At 68.1% G+C, this 22,893-nt stretch carries 15 protein-coding genes; 5 read left to right on the top strand and 10 right to left on the bottom strand.

Annotated features, from left to right (window positions below; all coding sequences use genetic code 11):
• Window positions 1-9: 9 nt before the first annotated feature.
• Window positions 10-1,518, top strand: coding sequence for a class I adenylate-forming enzyme family protein (locus AC1DZY_RS08060; protein ID WP_476819575.1), 1,509 nt, complete (start codon window positions 10-12; stop codon window positions 1,516-1,518).
• Window positions 1,519-1,562: 44 nt separating this feature from the next.
• Here AC1DZY_RS08060 and AC1DZY_RS08055 read toward each other — a convergent pair whose 3' ends face one another.
• Window positions 1,563-2,609 (bottom strand): 2,5-dihydroxypyridine 5,6-dioxygenase NicX family protein, encoded by a 1,047-nt coding sequence (locus AC1DZY_RS08055; RefSeq protein ID WP_476819574.1) that lies wholly within the window; start codon window positions 2,607-2,609, stop codon window positions 1,563-1,565.
• A 122-nt stretch (window positions 2,610-2,731) separates the two neighbouring features.
• On the opposite strand from AC1DZY_RS08055, the gene AC1DZY_RS08050 reads away from it, so the two are divergent.
• Both AC1DZY_RS08050 and AC1DZY_RS08045 read left to right on the top strand, forming a co-directional pair.
• Complete coding sequence (locus AC1DZY_RS08050; RefSeq protein WP_476819573.1) at window positions 2,732-3,706, top strand: flavin reductase; 975 nt, start codon at window positions 2,732-2,734, stop codon at window positions 3,704-3,706.
• A 151-nt stretch (window positions 3,707-3,857) separates the two neighbouring features.
• Window positions 3,858-5,324 (top strand): NAD(P)-binding domain-containing protein, encoded by a 1,467-nt coding sequence (locus AC1DZY_RS08045; protein WP_476819572.1) that lies wholly within the window; start codon window positions 3,858-3,860, stop codon window positions 5,322-5,324.
• 197 nt (window positions 5,325-5,521) lie between these two features.
• Here the strand turns inward: AC1DZY_RS08045 and AC1DZY_RS08040 are convergent, their stop codons facing one another.
• The 9 genes from AC1DZY_RS08040 to AC1DZY_RS08000 all read right to left on the bottom strand — a co-directional run bounded on the left by AC1DZY_RS08040 (window position 5,522) and on the right by AC1DZY_RS08000 (window position 18,165).
• The gene (locus AC1DZY_RS08040) at window positions 5,522-6,358 is read right to left on the bottom strand and encodes an alpha/beta fold hydrolase (RefSeq protein ID WP_476819571.1); all 837 of its coding nucleotides are present in this window, start codon (window positions 6,356-6,358) and stop codon (window positions 5,522-5,524) included.
• A gap of 125 nt (window positions 6,359-6,483) precedes the next feature.
• Complete coding sequence (locus tag AC1DZY_RS08035; protein WP_476819570.1) at window positions 6,484-8,106, bottom strand: ABC transporter ATP-binding protein; 1,623 nt, start codon at window positions 8,104-8,106, stop codon at window positions 6,484-6,486.
• Window positions 8,103-8,936, bottom strand: coding sequence for an ABC transporter permease (locus AC1DZY_RS08030; RefSeq protein ID WP_476819569.1), 834 nt, complete (start codon window positions 8,934-8,936; stop codon window positions 8,103-8,105). The genes AC1DZY_RS08035 and AC1DZY_RS08030 overlap by 4 nt, the downstream gene beginning before the upstream one ends.
• A gap of 1 nt (window position 8,937) precedes the next feature.
• Window positions 8,938-9,915 carry an ABC transporter permease gene (locus AC1DZY_RS08025; RefSeq protein ID WP_476819568.1) on the bottom strand — a complete coding sequence of 326 codons (978 nt, stop codon included), beginning with the start codon at window positions 9,913-9,915 and terminating at the stop codon, window positions 8,938-8,940.
• A gap of 205 nt (window positions 9,916-10,120) precedes the next feature.
• Complete coding sequence (locus AC1DZY_RS08020; RefSeq protein WP_476819567.1) at window positions 10,121-11,725, bottom strand: ABC transporter substrate-binding protein; 1,605 nt, start codon at window positions 11,723-11,725, stop codon at window positions 10,121-10,123.
• Window positions 11,726-11,833: 108 nt separating this feature from the next.
• Entirely contained in the window at window positions 11,834-12,685 is an 852-nt protein-coding gene (locus tag AC1DZY_RS08015) for a VOC family protein (protein ID WP_476819566.1), read from the bottom strand.
• Between the two features lie 252 nt (window positions 12,686-12,937).
• Window positions 12,938-15,109 carry an SUMF1/EgtB/PvdO family nonheme iron enzyme gene (locus AC1DZY_RS08010; RefSeq protein WP_476819565.1) on the bottom strand — a complete coding sequence of 724 codons (2,172 nt, stop codon included), beginning with the start codon at window positions 15,107-15,109 and terminating at the stop codon, window positions 12,938-12,940.
• A complete protein-coding gene (locus tag AC1DZY_RS08005) occupies window positions 15,106-16,296 on the bottom strand; it encodes an OmpA family protein (protein ID WP_476819564.1) in 1,191 nt (396 codons plus the stop codon). The genes AC1DZY_RS08010 and AC1DZY_RS08005 overlap by 4 nt, the downstream gene beginning before the upstream one ends.
• Window positions 16,297-16,443: 147 nt before the next feature.
• Window positions 16,444-18,165 carry a type I secretion system permease/ATPase gene (locus tag AC1DZY_RS08000; RefSeq protein ID WP_476819563.1) on the bottom strand — a complete coding sequence of 574 codons (1,722 nt, stop codon included), beginning with the start codon at window positions 18,163-18,165 and terminating at the stop codon, window positions 16,444-16,446.
• Between the two features lie 242 nt (window positions 18,166-18,407).
• Between AC1DZY_RS08000 and AC1DZY_RS07995 the strand changes: the two genes are divergently transcribed.
• Together AC1DZY_RS07995 and AC1DZY_RS07990 are read left to right on the top strand one after the other, a co-directional pair.
• Entirely contained in the window at window positions 18,408-21,281 is a 2,874-nt protein-coding gene (locus AC1DZY_RS07995) for a hypothetical protein (RefSeq protein WP_476819562.1), read from the top strand.
• A gap of 146 nt (window positions 21,282-21,427) precedes the next feature.
• Entirely contained in the window at window positions 21,428-22,735 is a 1,308-nt protein-coding gene (locus tag AC1DZY_RS07990) for an HlyD family type I secretion periplasmic adaptor subunit (RefSeq protein ID WP_476819561.1), read from the top strand.
• Window positions 22,736-22,893 lie beyond the last annotated feature (158 nt).

The raw sequence follows: 22,893 nt of genomic DNA, 5'->3' as shown, positions 1-22,893 counted from the left end.
ATACGCGACATGGATCTCGCCAGCCTGATCGAGCGCAACGCCGCCTTCTCGCCGGAGAAGACGGCGTTAAATTTTGAGGGCGAAGCGCTGAGCTATGCCGGTTTCGCCGCGCGGATCGCCGCTGCGGCGGGCGCGCTCGCAACGCTCGGCGTCCGCGCCGGGGATCGCGTCGCCATCCTCAGCCTGAACCGGCCTGATTTCCTGGTCCTGCTCTATGCCTGCGCCCGGCTCGGCGCGATCCTGACGCCGATCAACTGGCGTCTCGCGGTCGCCGAGCAGCGCTTCATCCTGGCCGATTGCGGCGCGACGATCCTTGCGCTCGACGCGGCCTTCGCCGACCGCGCAGAGACACTGCGTGAAGGCTTTTCCGCACTCCAACTGGTCAGCCTCGACGGCGCAGTCACCGACGCTGCCGATCTGCAGGATTTACTGGCGGACGCGCAACCCGTCATCCAGCCCCGCGCCGGCCTCGATGATCCCGTGCTGATCGTCTACACCTCCGGCACCACCGGCCGGCCCAAGGGCGCGGTGCTGACGCAGGCCGCGCTGTTCTGGAACGGCGTGATGAGCCAGCACATGCACGCGCTGACCTCGAGCGACCACATCCTGACCGTGCTGCCCTTCTTTCATGTCGGCGGCCTCAACATCCAGACCACGCCCGCCTTGCACAACGGCGCGACGGTGACGATCCATGCCCGCTTCGCACCGGCGCAGACGCTTGCCGCGATCGCGACGGAGCGGCCGACCCATACCGTGCTCGTCCCGGCCACGATCCAGGCCGTGCTCGACCATCCCGCCTGGCAGACGGCCGATCTGTCGTCGCTGCGCGCGCTCACCACCGGCTCGACCATCGTGCCGCAAAAGCTGGTCGACGCGATCGAGGCGCGGGGCGTGCCGGTGCTTCAGGTCTACGGCTCGACCGAGACCTGCCCGATCTCCGTCTATACGCGGCTTGGCGGAGATCGCTCCCGGCCGGGCTCCACTGGCCTGTCAGGGCTTTGCTGCGAGATGAAGGTCGCCGACGAGCGCGGCGCGGTGTTGCCACCGGGCATGGCCGGCGAGGTCATGGTGCGCGGCCCAAATGTCTTCTCCGGCTACTGGAACAATCCGGCGGCGACCGCTGCCGCCCTGTCGCAGGGCTGGTACGCCACCGGCGATATCGGCACGCAGGATGCGCAGGGCTATCTCCAGGTGCACGACCGCAAGAAGAACATGATCATCTCGGGCGGCGAGAACATCTATCCCGCCGAGATCGAGCGCGTGCTGACCGCCCACCCAGATATCGTCGACGCCGCCGTGATCGGCCGTCCCGATCCGCGCTGGCAGGAGGTGCCCGTCGCCTATGTGATGCGGAGACACGGCGCGACGCTCGACGCTGACGCCGTGATCGCCCATGTCCTCTCCGAACTCGCCCGCTTCAAGGCCCCGCGCGAGGTCGTTTTCGTCGAAGACCTGCCGCGCAACGCGCTCGGCAAGGTCCAGCATTTTCGCCTGAAAGAGCGGGCGGGTAAGCCATGAGGGCGTCGCCGACGCCCGGTCATGACGACCCGGCCGGTTCGGCTTCAGCCGAAGGCGTCCTGCAGCACACCGTCCCTGACCACCACGGTATCGTCCACCGCGATCGTCGTGCGCATCACCGGCAGGTCGAAATGCCCGGCGGTGTAGCGGCCGGCGAATTCGTTCGCTCCGGTCGAGAACAGGAAATTCCCGGCGACTGCCCGCAGTTCCGTGCCGTTGGTGTCGCGCCGGTCATACATGGCGAGCGCCTCATAGCGGGCTTTGCGGTTCATGCCGAAGCCGACATGGGAGACGGCATAGGCGTTTCGGTCGCCCCAGGCGGCGAGATAGCTGCGGAACAGTCCGGCATCGACGCTGTCGCCCTCGATATCGGCGACGTAGTCGTCGGCCAGCGTCAGCCTGATCGGCTGCTCGATGTAACGCTTGAACGTCAGGTTGATGTCGCCACGGTCGAGCACCAGCGTACCGTTGACGCTGCCGGCGCGCGGAAAGCTGACCACGAGGCCGCCAGGCCAATGCGCCAGCGTGCCCGGCTTCTCGGTCCAGCCCCAGACGCCGACCGTCGCCGCCCCCTCCATAACGATGTCGAGGTCGCTGCCGGCCGCAGAAGTGACGCGCATGCGCCGGGCGTTGCGCAGCAGACGCGCCGCGTTGCGGACGCTGGTCTCCTGCGCCGGATCGGGCGCGAGCCGCTCCAGCGCTTCCGGGTGCTCGTTGGAGATCACCAGGATGCGCGCGCCACCCTTCAGGATCGCCGGCGTTTCGGGCGCATGCATCAGGCCCTCGACCGTGCAATCGACGACGAAACCGGTCGCTGCCAGTGCGGAAACGACCGGCGCGAGCCCGCCGATGGCCTCGCAGGCCCCCGTCGAGCGCACCGGCACGGGATGAGGATTTCGCGGCGTCGGCAGCACGATGTGGAACGGCCTGGCGCCGAGTCGCAGCAACGCCAGTTCGGCCAGATGGACGTTGAGCGCGCGCGACTGCGTCTCCGACAGGATCGCGGCGCTTTCGCCCGGCTTGACGGCGCAGCGCGCGAACACCTCCGCGAAGGCGTCGATCCATTTCGCCTCGATCCGGTCCGCGATCATGTCCTGCTCTCCAAGGCCCGACACTATGCTAGAGCGCGGGCATGGTATATGAAAAGGAATATTTCTCTGATGGGAGTGAATGCCGCCCGGCTCTTGCCGGCGGGGTTCTCCCGGAGGCCGTCATGACCGCAGCACGCGCGCCGGTTCCGCCTCGCCCCGGCCCGACGCCGGCCGAATTCCGGCAGGCGCTCGGGCAGTTTCCGACCGGCGTCACGATCGTGACCGCGCAAGGGCCTGACCGCCCGGTCGGCATGACCGCGAACTCGTTCTCCTCGGTCTCGCTCGATCCGCCGCTGGTCCTGTGGAGCGTCGCCAAGGCCGCGCCGAGCTATGCCGCCTTCGTCGAGGCCGAGGCCTTCGCGATCCATTTTCTCGGCGCCCATCACCACGAACTGGCCCTGCGCTTCGCCAGGCGCGGCGCCGACAAATTCGCCGACATCCCGTTCGCCGTTGGCCTCACCGGCGCGCCGGTCCTCGACGGCGTCGCGCCGGTGATCGAGTGCCGGACCTGGGCGCGCTATGATGGTGGCGACCACATGATCCTCGTCGGCGAAGTCCTGCAGCTTCAGGCGCAGACGCAGGACCCGCTGCTGTTCCACTCGGGCGTGCTGCGACGGATCGACGGCGCGGCCAGGCGGCAGCGTCCGCGCGCCCTCGCCCATGACGGCTTCGCCAGGAACTACCTCGCATACCTGCTCTCGCGCGCCAGCCAGACCGTCTCGGACGAGTTCCATGCCGCGCTCGTGAACTGGCGGCTTTCCGTGGCGGAATGGCGCGTGCTCGCGTGCCTGAGCGACGGCGGCGGGCTCGGCGTCGGCGAACTCGCCGAGATGGCGATCATGAAGCAGCCGCGCATGACCAAACTGCTCGACCGCATGGAGGCGCGCGGCCTCGTCGAGCGCCGCATCGACGCAGCCGACCGGCGGCGCGCCGTCATCCATCTGACCGAGGCCGGAGCCGCCAAGGCAGCCCCCGTGCTGAAAGCCGCCACGGAGCATGAAAAGCGCGTGCTCGCGCCCTTCACGAGTGAGGAGCGCGCGGTGATCAAGCATGCGCTCGACCTGCTGATCAACCATGCCGGCAAGGCCGGCGACTGAGCGCATGGGCGCAGGCCGCCCGCGCGGCTGCGGAGGTGACCCCGTCATGCTATCGGGTTCCTCCAACTGACGGGCATGGCCCTGAACTTGCTGGACATGTGCCGCGCAAGACCGTCGCGCGCCGCATAGACAATCGCATGACGAGATATTCGTGAACTTGATCGACCGCCACGCCATGTCCCCGCTGGCCGCCCATGAGCGCGATATCAGGCGCGACCTCGAACGGCTGATGCTGCCGGCGAAACCCTGGCTCAGGCCAAGGACGACGCCGGCCGGCGAGCCGGTCGCCGACGTCGTCATCATCGGCGCGGGCATGAACGGCATCGGCGCCGCGGCCGCGCTGATGTTCAAGGGCATCACCAATATCCGCCTGCTCGACGCCAACGAGCCCGGCCGCGAGGGCCCGTGGGTGACCTATGCGCGGATGGACACGCTGCGCTCGCCGAAATTCCTGCCCGGCCCGGTCCCCGGCATCCCGTCCCTGACCTTCCGCGCCTGGTACGAGGCGAGCTTCGGCGAAAGCGCCTGGGAGAGCCTCTACAAGATCCCCAACGCCGTCTGGGTCGATTACCTCTCCTGGCTGCAGCGCGTGCTCGCCCTCCCCGTCAGCCATGGCGTCAAGGTCGAGCGGATCGAGCCGGCAGCCGGCCTGCTCGTGCTTTACACGACGTCGCCGGAGGGGTCGGGCCTCATCCATGCCCGCCGCGTCGTCCTTGCGACCGGGCGTGGCGGCGCGGGCGGCAATCTCGTGCCCGGCTTCGTCGACCCCGCGCTCTGGCCCGATCTGGCGGCCCATGGCAACGAGCCGATCGACTTCGCGGGGCTTTCGGGCAGGAGCATCGCCGTCATCGGCGGCAGCGCCTCGGCCTGGGACAATGCCGCGACCGCGCTCGAACGCGGCGCCGGCAGCGTCGACATGTATATCCGCCGCGACGCCCTGCCCCAGATCAACAAGGGTCGCGGCTCGGCTTCGCCCGGCTTCTTCCATGGCTGGCACGGGCTCGAACCCGCGCAGCGCTGGTCGCTCTTCGTCTATCTCAACGACACGCCGGCCCCGCCGCCACACGAGACCGTGCTGCGGGCGCTCAGGCAGAAGGGCTTGCGGATCCATCTCGGCCACGGCGTCAGGACGGCGGTTCGTCGCGACGACAAGGTCGAACTCGCACTCTCCGCGCCCGAAGGCGAGATCGTCCGCCAGCATGATTTCCTGATCGTCGGCACCGGCTTCGCCATCGATCTCGCCCGCATGCCCGAGCTTGCCGCCTTCGCGCCGTTCATCGCGCGCTGGGGCGACGTCTACGAGCCGCCCGAGCCGCTGCGCCGGCCGGAGCTCTCGGCCTATCCTTTTCTCGGCCCCGGCTTCGAGCTGACGCCGCGCTCGCAAGCCGCGCCGCCGGAACTCGCCCGCATCCATCTGCTGAACTACGGCGCCCATGCCAGCCATGGCGCGATCGCCAGCGACATTCCCGGCACGCCGGTCGCCGCCGAACGCATCGCCCAGGCGATCACCGGCGCGTTCTTCCGCGACGACATCGACGAGATCCGCGCCGATCTCGAAGCCTTCGATGAGCCGGAGTTGCAGGACACCCCGTTCTTCGTACCGAGACAGCCGCGCTGACCGGCAACACTGTCCCAAGAGCACGCTGATCTGACACGAAACCGGGCCGTCATTCCGGGCGCATCGAAGCGGAGGCCCGGAATCCATCGTAGAGCACAGTCAGCGCCTTACGATGGATTCCGGATCGGCGCGGCTTCGCCGCTTGTCGGGAATGACGGCGCGGTTGGAACGAAAGAGCGGCACGCCCCGCCTTGGAATCAGCCCTTGATGAAGGCGAGGAGGTCGGCGTTCAGCACATCGGCATGGGTCGTCAGCATGCCGTGCGGATAGCCCGGATAGACCTTGAGCGTGCCGTTCTTCAGATGCTTGATCGATTCATGCGCCGAGGCGCCGATCGGGACGATCTGGTCGTCGTCGCCATGCAGCACGAGGGTCGGCACGCTGATCGCCTTGAGATCCCCGGTCTGGTCGGTCTCGGAGAAGGCCTTGATGCCATCGTAATGGGCCTTGGCGCTGCCCATCATGCCCTGCCGCCACCAGTTCCAGATCACGCCCTGGTCGACCTTCGCGCCCGGCCGGTTGAAGCCGTAGAACGGCCCGGTCGGCACATCGAGGAAGAACTGCGCGCGGTTGGCCGCAAGCCCGGCGCGCAGGCCGTCGAACACCTCGATCGGCAGGCCGCCCGGGTTACTCTCGGTCTTGAGCATCAGCGGCGGCACCGCGCTGACCAGCACGGCCTTGGCGACGCGGCCCTGCGGTTCGCCGAATTTGGCGACGTAGCGTGCGACCTGGCCGCCGCCCGTGGAATGGCCGATATGGACGGCGTTTTTCAGATCGAGCGCCTCGAAGACGGCCGAGGCGTCGGCGGCGTAATGGTCCATGTCGTGCCCGTCCCAGACCTGCGACGAACGGCCATGGCCGCGCCGGTCGGTGGCGACGACGCGATAGCCCTTCGCGAGGAAGAACAGCATCTGGGTGTCCCAGTCATCGGCGCTGAGCGGCCAGCCATGATGGAAGACGATCGGCTGCGCATCCTTCGCGCCCCAGTCCTTGAAGAAGATCTCGACGCCGTCCGTGGTGGTGATCGTGGGCATGGGATTGTCCTTTCTCAGCAGTGGCCTTGCGACCCATCATAGGCCGGCCCGCATGGCTTGGCTGTGTCAATGCGCGTCTGAAGCGAAACATCGACCGCGTATAGCCGATGCCGCACCGCGCCGGTCTATGCCGGCGCCAGCTCGCGCCGAAGCCCGAACTCCCGGCCGGGAATCGAGGCCAGCAGCGCCTGTGTATAGACATGTTGCGGATTGCCGAAGACCTCGCCGATCGGCCCGGCCTCGACGACCTCGCCATTCTTCATCACCGCCACGAGATCGCAGACCTGCGCCGCGACGCGCAGATCATGGGTGATGAAGACGATGGAAAGGCCCAGCCGCTGGCGCAGTTCGGCCAGAAGCTTCAGCACCTGCGCCTGCACGGAGACGTCGAGCGCCGAGACCGGCTCGTCGGCGATCAGTACGTCGGGCTCGAGCGCGAGCGCCCGCGCCAGCCCGATGCGCTGGCGCTGCCCGCCGGAGAATTCATGCGGGTAGCGCTCGGTCGAAGCCGGATCGAGCCCGACCAGCGCAAACAGCTCGCGTGCCCGCGCCAGCGCCTGGGAGCGCGGCGCGCCGTGGACGATCAGGCCCTGCGCCACCAGTTCACCCGCCTTGCGTCGCGGATTGAGCGAGGCGAAGGGATCCTGGAACACCATCTGGATATGACGCGTCTCCTTGCGCATCTCCTCGCGCGTCAGACTGGCGAGATCATGCCCGTTCAGCCTGATCTCGCCGCTGTCGGGATCGATCAGCCGCACCAGGCAACGCGCCAGCGTGGACTTGCCCGAGCCGGACTCGCCGACGATGCCGAGCGTGCCGCCCTTGGGCAGGACCAGCGAAACGTCCTTCACCGCATGCGTCACGCGCTGGCCCCGCCCCAGAAACCCGCCGGTGCGGTAGGTCTTCGAGACATGGTCGATGGTCAGGATCGGCTCGGCCGCGAGTTCGCGCGGCGGCGGGGCCTTGAGTGGCGGCACGGCGGCGATCAGCTGCCGCGTATAGGCATGCTGCGGGTTTTCCAGCACCTCGGAGACCGCGCCCTGCTCGACGACGCGGCCCTGGCTCATCACCGCGACGCGGTCGGCAATCTCGGCGACGACACCGAAATCATGGGTGATGAACAGAACGCCTGTGCCCTTGCGCACCTGCAATTCGCGAATGAGCTTGAGGATCTGCGCCTGCGTGGTCACGTCGAGCGCCGTCGTCGGTTCGTCTGCGATCAGCACCTTGGGATCGAGCGCCAGCGCCATCGCGATCATGGCGCGCTGGCGCTGGCCGCCCGAAAGCTCGTGGGGATAGGCTTTCGCCGCCAGCACGGGATCGGGAATCCGCACCTCCTCCAGCAGCGCCAGCACCTTCGCCTTGATCGCGCTCTTCGCGAGATCGGTGTGGATTTCGAACATCTCGCCGATCTGGTCGCCGATGGTGCGCAGCGGATTCAGCGCCGTCATCGGCTCCTGGAAGATCATGGCGATGCCGGCGCCCCTGACCTTGCGCATCTCGGCTTCGTTGACGGAGGCGAGGTCGCGATCCTCGAACAGGATGCGCCCGCCATCGATCGCGACATGCTGGGGCAGAAGCCGCATGATCGCATTGGCGGTCATCGATTTGCCCGAGCCGGATTCTCCGACGACGCAGAGGATTTCGCCCGCAGCGACCGAAAGCGTGACGCCTTCCATCGCGTGTGGCCGATCGGCGCCCCTGGGCAGGCTGACGCTGACGGCGTCGAGGACGAGGATCGCGCTCACCGGCCCTTCAGCCTTGGATTGAGCGCGTCGTTCAGCCCCTGCCCGACCAGCGAGACGGCAAGCACGGTGACGAGGATGGCAATGCCGGGAATGGCCGAGACATACCATTGCACCCGCAGCACGTCGCGCCCGGCCCCGATCAGATTGCCCCAGGAGGCGACGTTGGGGTCAGAGAGCTTCAGGAAGGCGAGCGCGCTCTCCAGCAGGATCGCGACCGCCATGACGACGCTGGCATAGACGATCACCGGCGGCAGGGCGTTGGGCAGGATTTCACCGAAGATCAGCTTGATGTCCTTGAGGCCCAGCGTGCGCCCGGCCTGCACGAATTCGCGGTTGCGCAGCGACAAAAACTCCGCCCGCGTCAGCCGCGCCGAGGCCGGCCATGACACGACGCCGATCGCGATCGTCACCGTCGTGATGGTCGAGCCGAAGACCGCAACCAGCACCAGCAGCAGCAGGAAATTAGGCAGCGTCTGGAAGGCCTCGGTCAGCCGCATCAGCGCGGTGTCGACCCAATTGCCGTAATAGCCCGCCAGCGCGCCGATGGTGATGCCGATCATGATCGAGATCACGGTGGCGACCACGCCGATCAGCAGCGAAATGCGCGCGCCATGGAAGATCTGCGCCGCGATATCGCGTCCGGAATTGTCGGTGCCGAGCAGGAAGCGCGGATTGGCGAAGGGCCACACCAGCGGCCGCCCGGCCAGCGCCAGCGGGTCCTTCGGGTAGAACCAGCCGGCCGATGCCGCCATGGCCAGCACGAGCAGCAGCAGCAGGAGCCCGATGATCGCCGGAGGGGAGCGGAAATAAAGCTTCAGGAACGAGCTCATCTCACGTCCCCGTCGTGATGCGCGGGTCGAGCCGGGCATAGAGCAGGTCGACGATGAAATTCACCGCGATCACCAAGAGCGCCGAGACGAAGACGATGCCGAGCAGGGTGTTGAGGTCGCGCTGGACGACCGATTCATAGGCCAGTCTGCCCAGGCCCGGCAACGAGAACACGCTCTCGACCACGACGGAACCGCCCAGCATCGTGCCGGCCTGCAGGCCGATCAGCGTCACCATCGGCAGGAGCGCGTTGCGCAGGACATGGCGCACCACGACGCGGGTCTCGTCCATGCCCTTGGCCCTGGCGGTGCGGACGAAATCGAGGTTCAGGACCTCCAGCATCGAGCCGCGCATGATGCGCAGATAGATCGCCATGTAGAACAGCCCCAGCGTCAGCGTCGGCAGCGCGAGATGGCGGACGATGTCGAAAGTCCGGGACAGGCCGGAATGGACGACCGTGATATCCTCGAACCCCCCCGCCGGCAGCCATTGCAGGTAGATCGCGAAGACGACGATCGCCATCAGCCCGAACCAGAAGGTCGGCATCGCGTAGAACATCAGCCCGAGCGTCGAGATCAGCGTGTCCTGCCAGCGATTGACGCGCCGCGCCGCGACGACGCCCAGAACCAGCCCGAAGAAGAAAGCGAGCGAAAGCGACGCAGTCATCAGCAGGATCGTCGCCGGCAGCCGCTCGACGATCACGGTCGCGACCGGCTTGCCGTAGATCGCGGAGAAGCCGAGATCGAGCCTCACCAGCCGCCAGAGATAGTTGCCGAGCTGCGCCCAGACCGAGAGATCGAGCCCGTAGAACCGCCGCAGGTCGCGCGCGGTCGCGGCGTCGCCACCGCCCATCTGCGCCATCATCGCGTCGACCGTGTCGCCCGGCGCGAATTGCAGCAGCACGAACACGCCGATCAGGATCAGCACCAGCGTCGGGAGCGAGGCGGCGAGCCGGCGGGCGGCCAGCGTCAGGACGCGCATGGATTACGCAGTTCTGTTGAGAGGCGAAACCATGGCATCTTCGTTATCAAACGCGCGTCATTCCGGGCGGAGCGAAGCGCAGACCCGGAATCCACCATAAGGCACGACGGTGTTCTATGATGGATTCCGGATCGGCGCGGCTGCGCCGCTTGTCCGGAATGACGGCAGCGGGCTCTCTTCAGAGCGAAGGCCGCGGAAGATCGCCTCACTCGGCCAGCCAGAGATCGTGCCAGGAGGACGAGCCCCAGCGTGGCGTGTTGGAGTGGTTGCGCGCCTTGGCGCTGATCGCGGTCACGAAAATCTGCTCGATCGGCGTCCAGATCGGCAGTTCGGTATTGGCGCGCCGGACGAAATCGCCATAGAGCCCCTTGCGCTTGGCCGGATCGACCTCGGTTGCCGCATCGTCTATGATCTTGTCCATCGTATCGTCGGTCCAGCCCCACTGGTTGGTCCAGGGCGCGCCCTTGGGCTGGCCCGAGCGATACCAGACCGAGGTCGAGACGGCCGGATCGTTGCGGTACTGGTGCCAGCCGGTGGCGAGGTCGAACTCCCAGTCGTTGTAGACCTGCTTCAGGAAGCCGCCGCCATCGGTGCGCACGATCTCGACCTTGATCCCGACCTCCGACAGCGATTGCTGGATGAAGGTTGCAAACAGCGAGATGTCCTCGCCCCACGGCGCCGGCAGCAGCCGCAGCGAAAAGCGCGTGCCGCCAGCGCCCGCCTTGAAGCCGGCATCGTCCAGGAGCTTGGCCGAGAGCTTCTTGTCGAACGGATATTGCGGGCCGTTATCGGCCGGATAGAAATCGGTCGAGACCGAGGGCACCGGCCCGGTACCGCGCTTGGCGAAGTCGCCGAGGAAGTTCTCGATGAAGAAGGGTATGTCCAGCGCATGCGCGATCGCCTGCCGCACCCGGATATCGGCCAGTTCCTTGCGGCGGAAGTTGAACTCGACCGTGTTGGTGCGGGCGTTGCCCTCATTTCCCTTGGTCGAGATGATGAAGCGCGGATCCTTGGCAAGCCGCGCCGAATCCGAGATCGTCAGGCCCGAGAACGGGCTGTAATGGATCTGGCCTGCTTCCATCTGGGCAGCAGCAGCGGCCCGGTCGGTGACGACACGCCAGACGATGCGGTCGAGATAGGGCGCATTGGGCCGCCAGTAGTCGGCGTTGCGATCGGCGATGACGAACTGGCCGCGCTCATATTGCACGAACTTGAACGGGCCGGTGCCGACCGGCGCGAGATTGACCGGGTTCTGCCTTATGTCGCCCTTGCCTTCGTAGAGATGGCGCGGCGAGATGTAGCCGAGATCGGGCAGCGCGCGCAGCAGCAACGCCAGCGGCATCGGCCGCTCGTAGCGGAAGATCGCGGTCAGCGGATCGGGCGTGTCGACGGCGGTCAAGAAGAGCTGCAGCGTCGTGCCGTAGTTCAGGATCTTCTTCCACATCTCCATCGCGGTGTACTGCACGTCGGCCGAGGTGAAGGGCTTGCCGTCATGCCACTTCACGCCGTCGCGCAGCTTGAAGGTGATCGTCTTGCCGTCGGGCGCGGCCTCCCAGCTCGTGGCGAGCACGCCGACCGGATTGCCGGCCGCGTCGAGATCGACGAGCTGCTCCTGAATCTTGCCGCCGATGATGTAGACGCCGGTCGAGGCCTGCAGGCTCGGATTGAGCTGGCGCTGCTCGGCCCCGTAATGGACGGTGAAGACGCCGCCCTTGCGGGGCGTTGCCTGCGCGAAAGCGCGCATCGGGTCGAGCACGTTGCCGGCAATGGCGGCGCCGGTCAGAAGCGCGGCGCGACGGGTCATATCCATGGAAATTCTCCTGACGGTGCCGGGCCTGTGGCCATCGCTGTGCGATGACGATGCGGCAAGGCGGGAACGGCGTAAATACGGGGGCTGCTCAAAAAAACGACAGGCTGCTCAATCGGTCACGAAACTGACGACGACGCCGCTGGCGGCGCTTGCGGGAACGCTGACCGCGCCGTCATGGACGATCGCGAGCGGGCCGAGCGCCTTGCCCGTCGCAGCGAGATCCGGGCTCGCCAGCACGACCGCGACGCCGCCGCCCGAGGCCGCGCCGGCCCGGACCGTGTCGGGATAGCGCCGGGCGAAGCCGACGGCGTCGTAGAACAGGAAATCGGCGCGCCTGCCGCCCGACGCGACGCGCCAGCCGTCGCCGGCAGGCGTCGCCGGCTCGTCGATCAGCCCGCTCAGATGCGCGGCGGCCTTCTGCGGATCGGCGGCGAGGACCTCGATCCGCACGATCCGCGACGCACCATTGGCATGGCTCTGGAGTTCCGGAATCCAGACCGTCTCGCGGGTCAGGTGCTGGCAGGCGAAGATGCGCAGGCCACCGGGATTCTGGTCGAGCGGCCAGCGGAAGACGTTGAACTTCGCCTCGCCGGTGCCGCCACCGGGCAAATCGACCGGGCGGCCGAAATGCACCGGGCCGAGCGGAACGAGCCCGCGCGCGGTCAGTTCGGCGGCTCCCCCGGCGGCATCGTCGGTGGTGAAGGCTGCGCGCTCGATGCCTTCGCGATCCTTCAGGTAGTCGCGCGTCGGCTTGTTCTGGTCGGTCTCGGTCAGCACGCCCAGCAGCTCGAGATAATCCTCAGACAGCATGATCGTGTAGTTGCCGGTGCCCAGATGCGGCGAATGCGTCCCGCGCGGCGACACTGTGAAGCCGAGCTTTCGCCAGGCCGCAGCCGAGGCGTCGAGATCGCGCACGGTGACCACGACATGATCGAGGCCGAGAATATGCTTCAGCGGCATGACGCCCCCCGTTTCAACCGTCATTTTCAAGCGAGAGTTCAGCGCAACGACGGTGCCGGCGCAACCGGCCCGGCAAGGCGCGCGCGGCAACCCTCGCTGCGCTGCACACATGGCAACGATGGAAGGAAATTTTCAACTGATCGGGGTTCGGCGCGAGAAATAAGCAGTCTGGTTCTGGAAACAGCCCATCGGAGAGAAATCTCTTCTCCAACCGGCCATGCCAGCGACAAGACCCGTCTGCGCCGAAAACCCTCAGGGCCCAACGTCGCGGGCGATGCGGAATCCGGCGACATGGTCGCGCACGCCGGGCGCACTGACGAGGCGCGAATCCAGCGTCCGCAACGACGGCGGATCGGCCCATGAGCCGCCGCGCAGGATGCGCGGCGCATTGTCCCGGCATGTCGGCGGCGGAAATGGCTGATCGGGGATCGTCGGGTCCGGCGCGCAGGTCTCGACCCACTCCCAGACATTGCCGCTGAGATCGCTCAGGCCCCAGTCGCTGGCCTCGAACCGCCCGACCGGGGCGGTATTCAGATAGCCGTCGCGGCAGGTGGCGGTCGTCCAGCCGGGATTGCTCTCCTTGGCGGTCTCGTCGGCGCCGTTGCCGACGGCGCAAAGCCGCGTCGGGTTGTTGAGATCGTCAGCCATCCGCGCCGCAAGGTGGTGCCATTCCGCATCCGAAAGCAGGCGATAGCGCTGGCCTGTCAGCCGCGACAGCCAGGCGGCATAGGCTTTCGCATCGTTCCAGCTGACGCAGACGACGGGGTCGTCATCTGTCTGCGGATAGCCCGGCTCCTGCCATGACAGGCGCGGATCCTCGCGCCAGACCGGAGCGCGGACATGGCAGCCGGGCTGCACGGCATGGCCGGTCTGTTTGACGAAGGCGGCGAATTGCGCCCGCGTGACTTCGTGCCGCCCGGCGGCGAAAGGCTTCGGCAGGGTGATCGACAGACTGCGCGGCCCGGTATTGGTGACGATCTGCATGCGAACCTCGCCGGCGGGCGCCAGCATCAGCTCAGGGCAATCGGCGCAATCGCTGAAGGCTTCCGCTTCGCCCGGGCGACGCAGTACGCTCGCCTTGCCGGCTACGACCGGAATATAGCCGAGCGCGGTCAGCCGAGCGGTGACGAGCTCCAGCCCGGCGCCGGCCGCCATCAGATCGAGCAGGATCGAGCGCTGGGTGGCGGCGGCGACGCGCGCGGCCAGCGCCGCCACCGGATCGGGCGCAGGGGCTGGAGGCGGCGCGGCGATGACGGGCGCGACCGCGACGGGAGCTGGAGGGGCGACGAGCGGCGCAACCACGACCGGCGCAGGCTGCGGCGCGGCCGGAGCAACCGGCGCTGGGGCGGGAGCCGTCGCTACGGGCGGTGCGGCCGCAACTTCGGCGGGGCGCGTCACCGCAGCCGGGGTCGGCTGCGGGCTCAGGCGCGGCGCGAGCTGCATCGCGAGCCAGGTCCCGCCCGCGGCGAGCAGCACAACGGCTGCGGCGACCGCCGGCCAGAGCCGTCTGGGCTTCGCAGCAGCCGGGACCGCGCTCTCCGGCTTTGGCGTCACTGCGGCTTCCGGCTTTGAAGGCGAGGTGCGCGCCGACACGGGCACGACCACGGTCGGCGCCGGCGCAGCCATGCCGGCAGCAACCCTGATCTGGGCGAGCCATTGCGAGGGCTCGACCGGTGGGACGCTCCGCCCGAGTCCGAGCGCGGCGTCGATCGCCTGCAGCAGGGCGGTCGGATAGTCGTAGGGCGCGATATGCGCGGCGGCGTGGCGCGCCTCGGCGAATTGCGGCTCCGGCGGGGTGCGCCCCGTCACCATCGTGTAGAGCGTCGCGGCGAAACCCGCGATATCGCTCGCGGCGCTGGCCCCGTCCGGCGGGCCGAGCATGAAGCCGCACAGGGTCGCATCCTCCGCCGTCGTCAGCTGGATCTGCTGTGCCGAGATCGCTCCATGGACGAGGCCCGCCGCATGGGCGCAAGCCAGCGCATCCGCGATCGCTTCGACGACGCCTGCAACCTCCTCGGGGCTCGGGCGGCGCAGCAGGTCGTTGCACCAGCTGTCGAGCGTGACGGCCCCGGTCGAGGGCCGCACGCGATACTGCGTGCCTTGCTCGGCAACCGACATGCCGGCAGGCGCGATGAAGGGATGGCCGAGCGCATCGAGCGCCTGCGCCCGTTGCGCGAAGGCCTGCAGCCGGCTGGCGAAGGCCGCCTCGCATCCCGTCAGCGCCACGACCGCACCATCCTCGCGCCGGATCGCTAGTCCTTGCGGAAAGGCTTCGACGATCTCGACGGGCTGCCGCCCGGCCCCGCTCCAGCCCGAATAGGCGAACGCAGCGGGGCCCGTGGCCACGCTGCGTTCGATCGAGAGATCGTCGTTGACGGCCGCACCGGCCGGAAGCGGTCGGCGCCCATCGCGCGGCATGCTCATGCGCAGGGGGCCGCCTTGAATTCGACCCGGCGGTCGACGGCGGTGCTGGCGTCGTCGCGCGGCAGGCCGACCAGCGTCTCGCGGAAACCGACGCCCGACGGCCGCAGCCGGCTCGATATCGCCGGCGTCTGCTGGCTCAGCAGCGAAGCGATGCGGGCGGCGCGGTCGAGCGAGAGGCGGTCGTTCAGCGCTTCCGAACCTGTCCGGCTGGCATGGCCGACGACCTGCAGGCAGACATTAGTCTTGCCGGCCTGCTCCGCGATGGTCCGCAGCCAGTCCGGATAGCTGCCCGACACGCGCGTGTCGGCGTTGAAGGCGGTCGAGTTCGGCTCGAACAGGAACATCACGCCGAGCTTGCCGAGCGTGAAGCCGCGCTCGACCATCTGGCCGAAGGCCGCATTCGCCTCGTTGCCTTCGCCCAGCGCCGAATAGGACAGATAAAGCCCGTTCAGCACGCGCAGCTGGTCGCCGCCCGGCAATGCCTTGGCCTCGCGATAGCCGTCGCGCGCCTGGCGATGGTCGCCGGCCTCGTAGGCGACGGTGGCCTCGCGGATGCGGGCCGCGGCCTGGAGCTGGTCGAGATAGGCCGGCGCGACCGGCGATCCGGGCTGCGACTTCTGGCAGGCCTCGATATAGGCCTTCGTCGCGGCGTCGAGACCCCAGACCGGCGTGTCGGCATAGGCCTTGGCCGGCGCGATATCGACATTGCTCACGGTCGCGCGGGCGACGCTGCGGGCGAACACCGTCTTGGCCTCGCGCTCGACCAGCGCAAAGCAGATCCAGAAGGCGTCGCGCTCGCCGGCTGGCTGGCCGGCATTGTTGATGGTGTTGAAGGTGCCGATGAAGACGAAGCGCGCTTTGGCGACGTTTTCGGGCGTGAACGGCAGCACCTTCACGTGCTTGTAGCGCTCGGCGACGAGTTCTGCGATGCGCCTGTCGAAGCCGCGCGTCGCAGCCGACTGGATGCCGCTGACGCCGTCGACCAGCGGGTCGATGACGACGGTCGCCTCGCCGGCGGCCGCATCGAGCTTGTCGAAAAGCTGGGTCGCGGCCCGCATGAAAGCCTGGTCGAGCGGCACGAGAACCGGCGGCTTGGCCGAGGCGGCAGGCTGGGCGAGCGCCCCGGATGCGGCTCCAAGGCTGGCGCAGGCCAGCATGGCGGCGGCAAGGAGCGAGCGAAGCGACATGCGGGGTCTCCGGACGGGAAGGCCCGAGCCCTGCTGGGCGCCCGGATACCGACGAATGGTGAATGTCTGACGGATCATAACGTTATCTCCCTTTCTTGAGCAATCCGCAGGGTGCGGATCTGGGTTGGGTGGAGGGTTTCGCGCCGCTCAGGCCGAGCGGCGGTTCTCGACGGCGGCGACCTTGTTGCCGCGCATCCGGGCGATCACGTCGTCGCGTTCGCCGAAGGCGAGCGCGCTGCCGAAGGACATCACCAGCACCTTCTCGACGAAGGCGAGGATCTGCGGGCGATGGGTGACGAGGATGACAGTGCGGCCGGCCGCCTTCATCGCCGCCAGCGCCTGGGCGAGCGCGCGCTCGCCATCCTCGTCGAGATTGGAGTTGGGCTCGTCGAGCACGATCAGCTTGGGGTCGCCATAGAGCGCCCGGGCGAGGCCGACGCGCTGGCGCATGCCGCCCGAGAGTGCGACGCCGCCCTCGCCGATCGGCGTATCGTAGCCCTTGGGCAGGCGCAGGATGACGTCATGGGCGCCGGCCGCGCGGGCCGCCGCCACGACCGCCTTGGAGTCGATCTCGCCAAGCCGCGCGATGTTGTCGGCGACCGTGCCGGCGAAGAGTTCGACATCCTGCGGCAGGTAGCCGACGCTCTTGCCGAGCTGGTTGCGGTCCCACTGGTCGAGCGCTGCTCCATCGACGCGGATTTCGCCGTTGCGCAATTCCCAGACGCCGGCCAGCGCCCGCGCTAGGCTCGACTTGCCGCTGCCCGACGCGCCGACGATCGCCAGGCTGTCGCCGGCCTCGAGCGCGAAGCTGACGCCCCGGACCGAGGGTCGCGTCGCCGAGGGCGGGCAGATCACCAGGTTCTCGGCCTCGATATGGCCGACGGGTGCCGGCAGATGGACCGGATCGGCCTGCTGCGGCAGCGCGGTGAAGAGCGCGTTCAGCCGGCGATACGAGCCGCGGCAACCGACGATGCGCTTCCACTGGCCGACGATCTGCTCGACGGGAGAGAGCGCGCGGCCCATGATGATCGAGGCGGCCATCATCGCGCCGGGCGAGATCTGCTTTTCGATGGCAAGCCACGCGCCGGCCGCCAGCACGGCAGTCTGCACCGCCATCCGGGCGAACTTGGAGAGCGCGACCAGCATCGCGGTACGCTCGGCCGACTGGGCGTTGGCCGCGACGGCGGCGCTCTGCTGGCCGCACCAGCGCTCCAGCACCGTGTCGCCCATGCCCAGCCCGCGCACGACCTCGCCGTTGCGCAGCGCCGACGCCGCAAAGACCGAGGCGTCGTGCGACAGTCGTGAGACGGTATCGACGCCCTTCTTGGTCAGGATCTCGGTCAGCATCGCCAGCCCGAACAGCAGGCCCGCGCCGATCAGCGAGATCGTGCCCAGGACCGGATGCATCATGAAGCAGAGCAGGACGAAGAACGGCGTCCAGGGCAGATCGCACAGGATCGCGACCGTGCCGCTGGCGAGCGATTCGCGGATGATCTCGGCGTCGCGGATGACCTGCTGGCCCTGGCGGTGCTCGGGGTCGAGCTCGGCGCGCATCATTGTGTCGAAGAGCGGGCGGCGCAGCTGGCGCTCGAAGGCGATGCTGGTGCGCACCAGCACGCCCGAGCGGGCATATTCGAGGATGCCGTAGAGCATCAGGAAGGCCAGCACGATCAGCGTCAGCAGCACGAGCGTGGTTTCGTTGCGGCTGGACAGGACGCGGTCATAGACCTGCATCGAGTAGAGCGGCGTCGCCAGCATGGTCGCGTTGATGAACATGCTGATCACCGCGGTTGCGACGAGGCCTGGCATGCAGGCGCGGATCGCGATCGAGAGCGGGCTCCTGGCGGCGTGGCTGGCGGACTTGCCCATGATGGTCGCTCCTGCGGCTCGGTGTGCCCCGGGGCTTGCGACGCATTCTGATCCGCGCGCTCGCCCGATGACCGCGACCATGCGGCGACCCGCGCCTGCCCGCTGTTCCGCGCGGAACAGCGGCGGAGACCTTCCTCGCTCATGTTGGCGATGTCGAGCCGGACCGCGGGAAGCGGACAGGCCGGCGCAACGAGCAACCCGGCGGACCGCGCGACGGCCGCGCAATTAAGATGGAGCGTGTCATGGGCCTTTTTGATGCAGTCGGCGATTTCCTGAACGGCGTCGGCGAAGCCGCGCAGGATACTGGCGAAGCCATTGTCGACACCGCGCAGGATGTCGGCGAGGCGGTCGTGGAGACCGCGGCGAATGTCGTCGAAGCCGTCACCGACACGGCGCAGGATGCCGCCCAGGCCGGCGCGAACGCCGCCGGCGAAGCGGGCCGGGCGATCGGCCGGGCCGCGGCCGATATCGGCTCCGCCCTGACGAGCTTCGCCGAGAATCCGGGCGAAACGGTTCGCGAAGGCTTCCGCGGCGCGGGCCAGCTGGTGGAGACGGGCATCAACCTGATCGGAAACGGTGCGGCGGCTGGCGCGGACGGCGTCAAGGCCGGCATCGTCGGCTCGATCAAGGCCGGGGAGGCTGCGGTGAACTTCGTCGGTGACGTCGCCAACGAAGTCGGCAAGGGCGGCAAGGCCGCCGTGGCCGAAATCGGCAAGGCGATCGAGAACGGCAAGAACGCCGCCGTCGATACTGCCGAGACGGTCGGCAAGGAGATCGGCAACGGCGGCGACTTCGTCAGGGATCGCGCTGAGGATGCCGCCAAGGAGGTCGGGAAGACCATCGAGGCCGGCAAGGACGTCGCCGAAGATATCGGTCGCGAAATCGGCAAAGGCGTCGATGCAGCGTCCGAAGTGGCCGAGCGCATCGGCCGGATCGGTGGGAAGGTGGTCGAGACGGCAGTCGAGGTCGCCAGCGATCTGAAGGACGGTGCCGAACGCGCCGCCGGGAACAGCTTCGAGACGGCCGTCGACGTCGCAACCGATCTGAAGGACGGCTTCGTCCGCGGCGGCAAGAATGCTCTCGAGACCGCCGAAGACGTCGTCAACAACACCAAGGACGGCGTCGTCGACAACGGACGCAATTTCCTGGAGACCGCCGGCAGGGTCGTCAACGACCTCAAGGACGGCGTCACCGAGGCGGTCGAAAACACGGTCGAGACGATCGGCAAGAACGTCAAGGATGTCGCCGACGGCGTCTTCAATGCCGCCGAGAACGCCTTCGAGACCGCTGTCGATGTCGCGACCGACGTGAAGGACGGCGTCATCCGCGGCGGCAAGAATGCCCTGGAAACCGCTGAAGACGTCGTCAACAACACCAAGGACGGCATCGTCGACAACGGACGCAATTTCCTGGAGACCGCCGGCAAGGTCGTCAACGACCTCAAGGACGGCGTCACCGAGGCGGTCGAAAACACGGTCGAGACCGCCGGCAAGAACCTTAAGGACATCGCCGACGGCGTCTTCACCGCGATCGACAATGGTGTCCGCACCGGCGTCGAAGTCGCGACCGACCTGAAGGACGGCGCGGTCAAGGCAGGCGAGAACCTCGTCGAGACGGCCGGCGATGTCGTCGCCGACCTGAAGCAGGGGGCCGACGAGATCGGTCAGGAACTCCGCGACGCCGGCGTCGATTTCGGGCTGGCCTCCGGCCAGTTCCTGCGCGATGTCGCGCAGAAGGGCTCCGATGCGGCCGAAGCGACGGGCAAGTTCCTGGGCGATGTCGTCGAAACCGTGGCTGATGGCCTCGGTCAGGCCAAGGACGCGATCGACGAGAAGATCGACGACGCTCGCGAAATCGCGGATTTCGCCCGCGAATACGTCCCCGACCTTCTCGTCCGGACCTTCACCGGGGCGAAGGAAGCGGTCGGCAACGCGGCGGATGCAGGCGTCGATGCCGCAGTCGACGTGGCCGGCAAGGCCGGAGAGCTCAGCGGCAAGGCCGCGGACGCAGCCTCCGACTTCGCCGATGGTGCGCGCGGTCTCCTCGACAAGGCGGCCGCGACCGTGGCGGAAGCCGGCCAGGATCTCGCCGACAGCGCGGGCGACGCATCGTCCGACTTCGCCGACGGCCTGCGGGGATTGCTCGACCAGGCGGTCGAGACCGTGCAGGGCGCGGCCGAGGACGGCGCGACAAGCCTCCGCGTCGGCGTCGTCGACTTCGGGCGCGAAGCCGGCAAGGTGGGTCAGGATGCGGGCGAGGCGGTCAGCGATCTGGCCGACTCAGCCGGCAAGACCGCCTCGACCGTCGTCGACTTCATCGGCGACCGGGCCCAGGACGTCAAAAACACGGCGACCGATGTCGCCGAGACGGTGGGCAGCGTCGCCGGCGGCGTCACCGAAGGGTTCGGCAAGGCGGCCGAGGCAGCGGTCGGCGCAGGCTCCCGCATCGTCGATGCCTTCGTCGACGGCTTCAAGGAGGGCTCTGGCGCCAATGACGCGCTCGACCTGGTCCAGACCGGCACGTCACAGGGCCTGAAGGGCGGCAAGTCGCAAGGCTCCTCGCAGGGCTCCTCGGACGGCTTCTTCGGCAGCTTCTTCGACGAGGTCCAGAAGGCCGTCGACAAGGTCAAGGAAGCGGCTGACCATGCTGCCGACGCGGCGAGTTCCGCCGGAAAATCCGACGGTCACAAGGGCGGCTCGGACGTCGTCGTCTCCCTCAAGGACGCGGCGGCCGACAAGCTCGGCGACCTCCGGCACGATCAGGATACGAAGATCGAGAAGCCCCATTTCGAGCTCAAGGAAGAGTTGCCGAAAGAGGTCTTCGAGAAGCTCGGCCTCTCGCCCAAGAAGGATGCGGGCAAGTTCGACGATGGCGACTTCGACTTCGGGTCGATCAAGGGCGGCAAGGCCGACAAGCACCTCGACGACCATGCCTTCGACACCAAGGGCAAGTCGTCCCCGGCCCAGAACGAAGACCATGGCTATGACAGCCACGCCAGCGTCGCCAAGGGCAAGGCCGCCCCGGCCCATTTCGACGATCATCCCGTCGCCGCAAAGCATGATTTCGGCGACTTCGACGACAAGCACCAACCCTCGTCCTTCCATCTCTTCGGCTGAGACGACGCGTCACGACGGGACCGGGCCGCCGCGGGCAACCGCGGCGGTTCGTTGCCGTGCGCGCGCTGTTCCCCGCGTGACAGCAAAGCCCGGCGCGCGCCGGCATGGTCGGTTCCAGCAATGCCGCGGCCAGGGGAGACCATGTCATGACCATCGCTTTCGAGACCCAGACCTCCGGCGACCACCGCCGCTTCGCCTTTCTGGGCTATGGCGCTGTCGCGCTTGTCTTCGGCGGTTTCGGGCTGTGGGCGTCGCTCGCCCCGCTCGACAGCGCCGCCATCGCCCCGGCCCGCGTCGCGGTCGAAGGCGAGCGCAAGCCGGTGCAGCATCTGGAAGGCGGCATCGTCCGGGAGATCCTCGTCAGGGACGCCCAGCATGTCGAGGAGGGCGAGGTCCTGTTCCGGCTCGATCCGACGTCCGCGAGGGCCAATGCCGACCTGATCGGCAAGCAGTATGACGCCGCGCTGGCGCTGGAGGCGCGGCTGATCGCCGAGCGCAACGGCGACCAGACCATTCCCTTTCCCGAGGTTCTGACAAGCCGGGCCGAGCGGCCCGAGGTCGCCACCGTCATGGCCGAGCAGCAGCGCCTGCTGGGCGAGCGGCTGCGCTCCATGGCCAATCAGGTCGGCATTCTGGAAACCCGGATCGAGCAGACCGGCAACGATCTCGAGGGCAAGACGCGCCGGCTCGCCGCGCTGCAGATCCAGCTCAAGAGCTTTACCGCCGAGATGGACGCGGTGCAGCCGCTGGTCGATCGCGGCCTGTTCGCCCGCAACAAGTTCCGAGCGCTGGAACGCGAGCGCTCCCGCATCGACGGCGAGATCGGCGGGCTGGAAGGCGACATGGCGCGCCAGCATCAGGTGATCGCGGAATCGCGCCTGCAGATCCGCCAGACCCGCCAGCGTGGCCAGGAGGAGCTGACCCAGACCCTGACGGAGGCGCGTGCAAAACTGTCCGACCTGCGCGAGCGGCGCGCGGTGGCGCAGGATGTGCTGGGGCGCGTCGATGTCCGCGCCCCGCGCTCCGGCGTCGTGCTGAACGTCAAGGTGCCTTCGCTCGGCGCGGTCGTCTCGCCCGGATCGACGCTGGCCGAAGTCGTGCCGCCGATGCAAAACCTCGTATTGTCGGCCCGCGTCTCGCCGCTGAACATCCAGAGCGTCGCCGCCGGGCAGAAGGCCGAGATCCGCTTCCCCGCCTTCTCGCGCAAGACCGACCCGCTCTTCGGCGTGGTCGAAACCGTCTCGGCCGATGCGGTCCAGGACCCGACGACACGCGAGACCTTCTATCAGGCGCGCGTCACCATCGACGCCGCCGCTCTGCCAAGGGATCTGATGGCGAAGATCCTGCCCGGCATGCCCGCCGACGTTCTCATCATCACCGGCGAGCGGACCATGCTGACCTACCTGATCGGCCCCATGCGCGACAGTCTGGCCAAGGCGATGCGAGACCAGTGAGGCGGCGTTGGCGCCGCCGCCCGGGCTGCGATTGCGGATCAAAACAAAGGCGTCGTCCCGGGCGCAGCGAAGCGAAGACCCGGGACCCATTCCGGAACGCATCTCGGACAGGTTCAGGAATGGGTCCCGGGTCGACCTGCGGTCGCCCGGGACGACGG

The sequence above is a fragment of the Allobosea sp. P2_A10 genome (assembly GCF_056405115.1).
The sequence above is the reverse complement of the archived record's forward strand: the minus strand, read 5'-3'. Positions and strand labels throughout refer to the sequence as shown.

Bases quoted from the DNA above. Each gene is read 5' to 3' on its own strand.
- AC1DZY_RS08020 (WP_476819567.1), bottom strand. From the start codon at position 11,725: ATGGATATGACCCGTCGCGCCGCGCTTCTGACCGGCGCCGCCATTGCC.
- AC1DZY_RS08060 (WP_476819575.1), top strand. From the start codon at position 10: ATGGATCTCGCCAGCCTGATCGAGCGCAACGCCGCCTTCTCGCCGGAG.
- AC1DZY_RS08015 (WP_476819566.1), bottom strand. From the start codon at position 12,685: ATGCCGCTGAAGCATATTCTCGGCCTCGATCATGTCGTGGTCACCGTG.
- AC1DZY_RS07990 (WP_476819561.1), top strand. From the start codon at position 21,428: ATGACCATCGCTTTCGAGACCCAGACCTCCGGCGACCACCGCCGCTTC.
- AC1DZY_RS08040 (WP_476819571.1), bottom strand. From the start codon at position 6,358: ATGCCCACGATCACCACCACGGACGGCGTCGAGATCTTCTTCAAGGAC.
- AC1DZY_RS08010 (WP_476819565.1), bottom strand. From the start codon at position 15,109: ATGAGCATGCCGCGCGATGGGCGCCGACCGCTTCCGGCCGGTGCGGCC.
- AC1DZY_RS08050 (WP_476819573.1), top strand. From the start codon at position 2,732: ATGACCGCAGCACGCGCGCCGGTTCCGCCTCGCCCCGGCCCGACGCCG.
- AC1DZY_RS08000 (WP_476819563.1), bottom strand. From the start codon at position 18,165: ATGGGCAAGTCCGCCAGCCACGCCGCCAGGAGCCCGCTCTCGATCGCG.
- AC1DZY_RS08030 (WP_476819569.1), bottom strand. From the start codon at position 8,936: ATGAGCTCGTTCCTGAAGCTTTATTTCCGCTCCCCTCCGGCGATCATC.
- AC1DZY_RS08005 (WP_476819564.1), bottom strand. From the start codon at position 16,296: ATGTCGCTTCGCTCGCTCCTTGCCGCCGCCATGCTGGCCTGCGCCAGC.
- AC1DZY_RS08055 (WP_476819574.1), bottom strand. From the start codon at position 2,609: ATGATCGCGGACCGGATCGAGGCGAAATGGATCGACGCCTTCGCGGAG.
- AC1DZY_RS07995 (WP_476819562.1), top strand. From the start codon at position 18,408: ATGGGCCTTTTTGATGCAGTCGGCGATTTCCTGAACGGCGTCGGCGAA.
- AC1DZY_RS08025 (WP_476819568.1), bottom strand. From the start codon at position 9,915: ATGCGCGTCCTGACGCTGGCCGCCCGCCGGCTCGCCGCCTCGCTCCCG.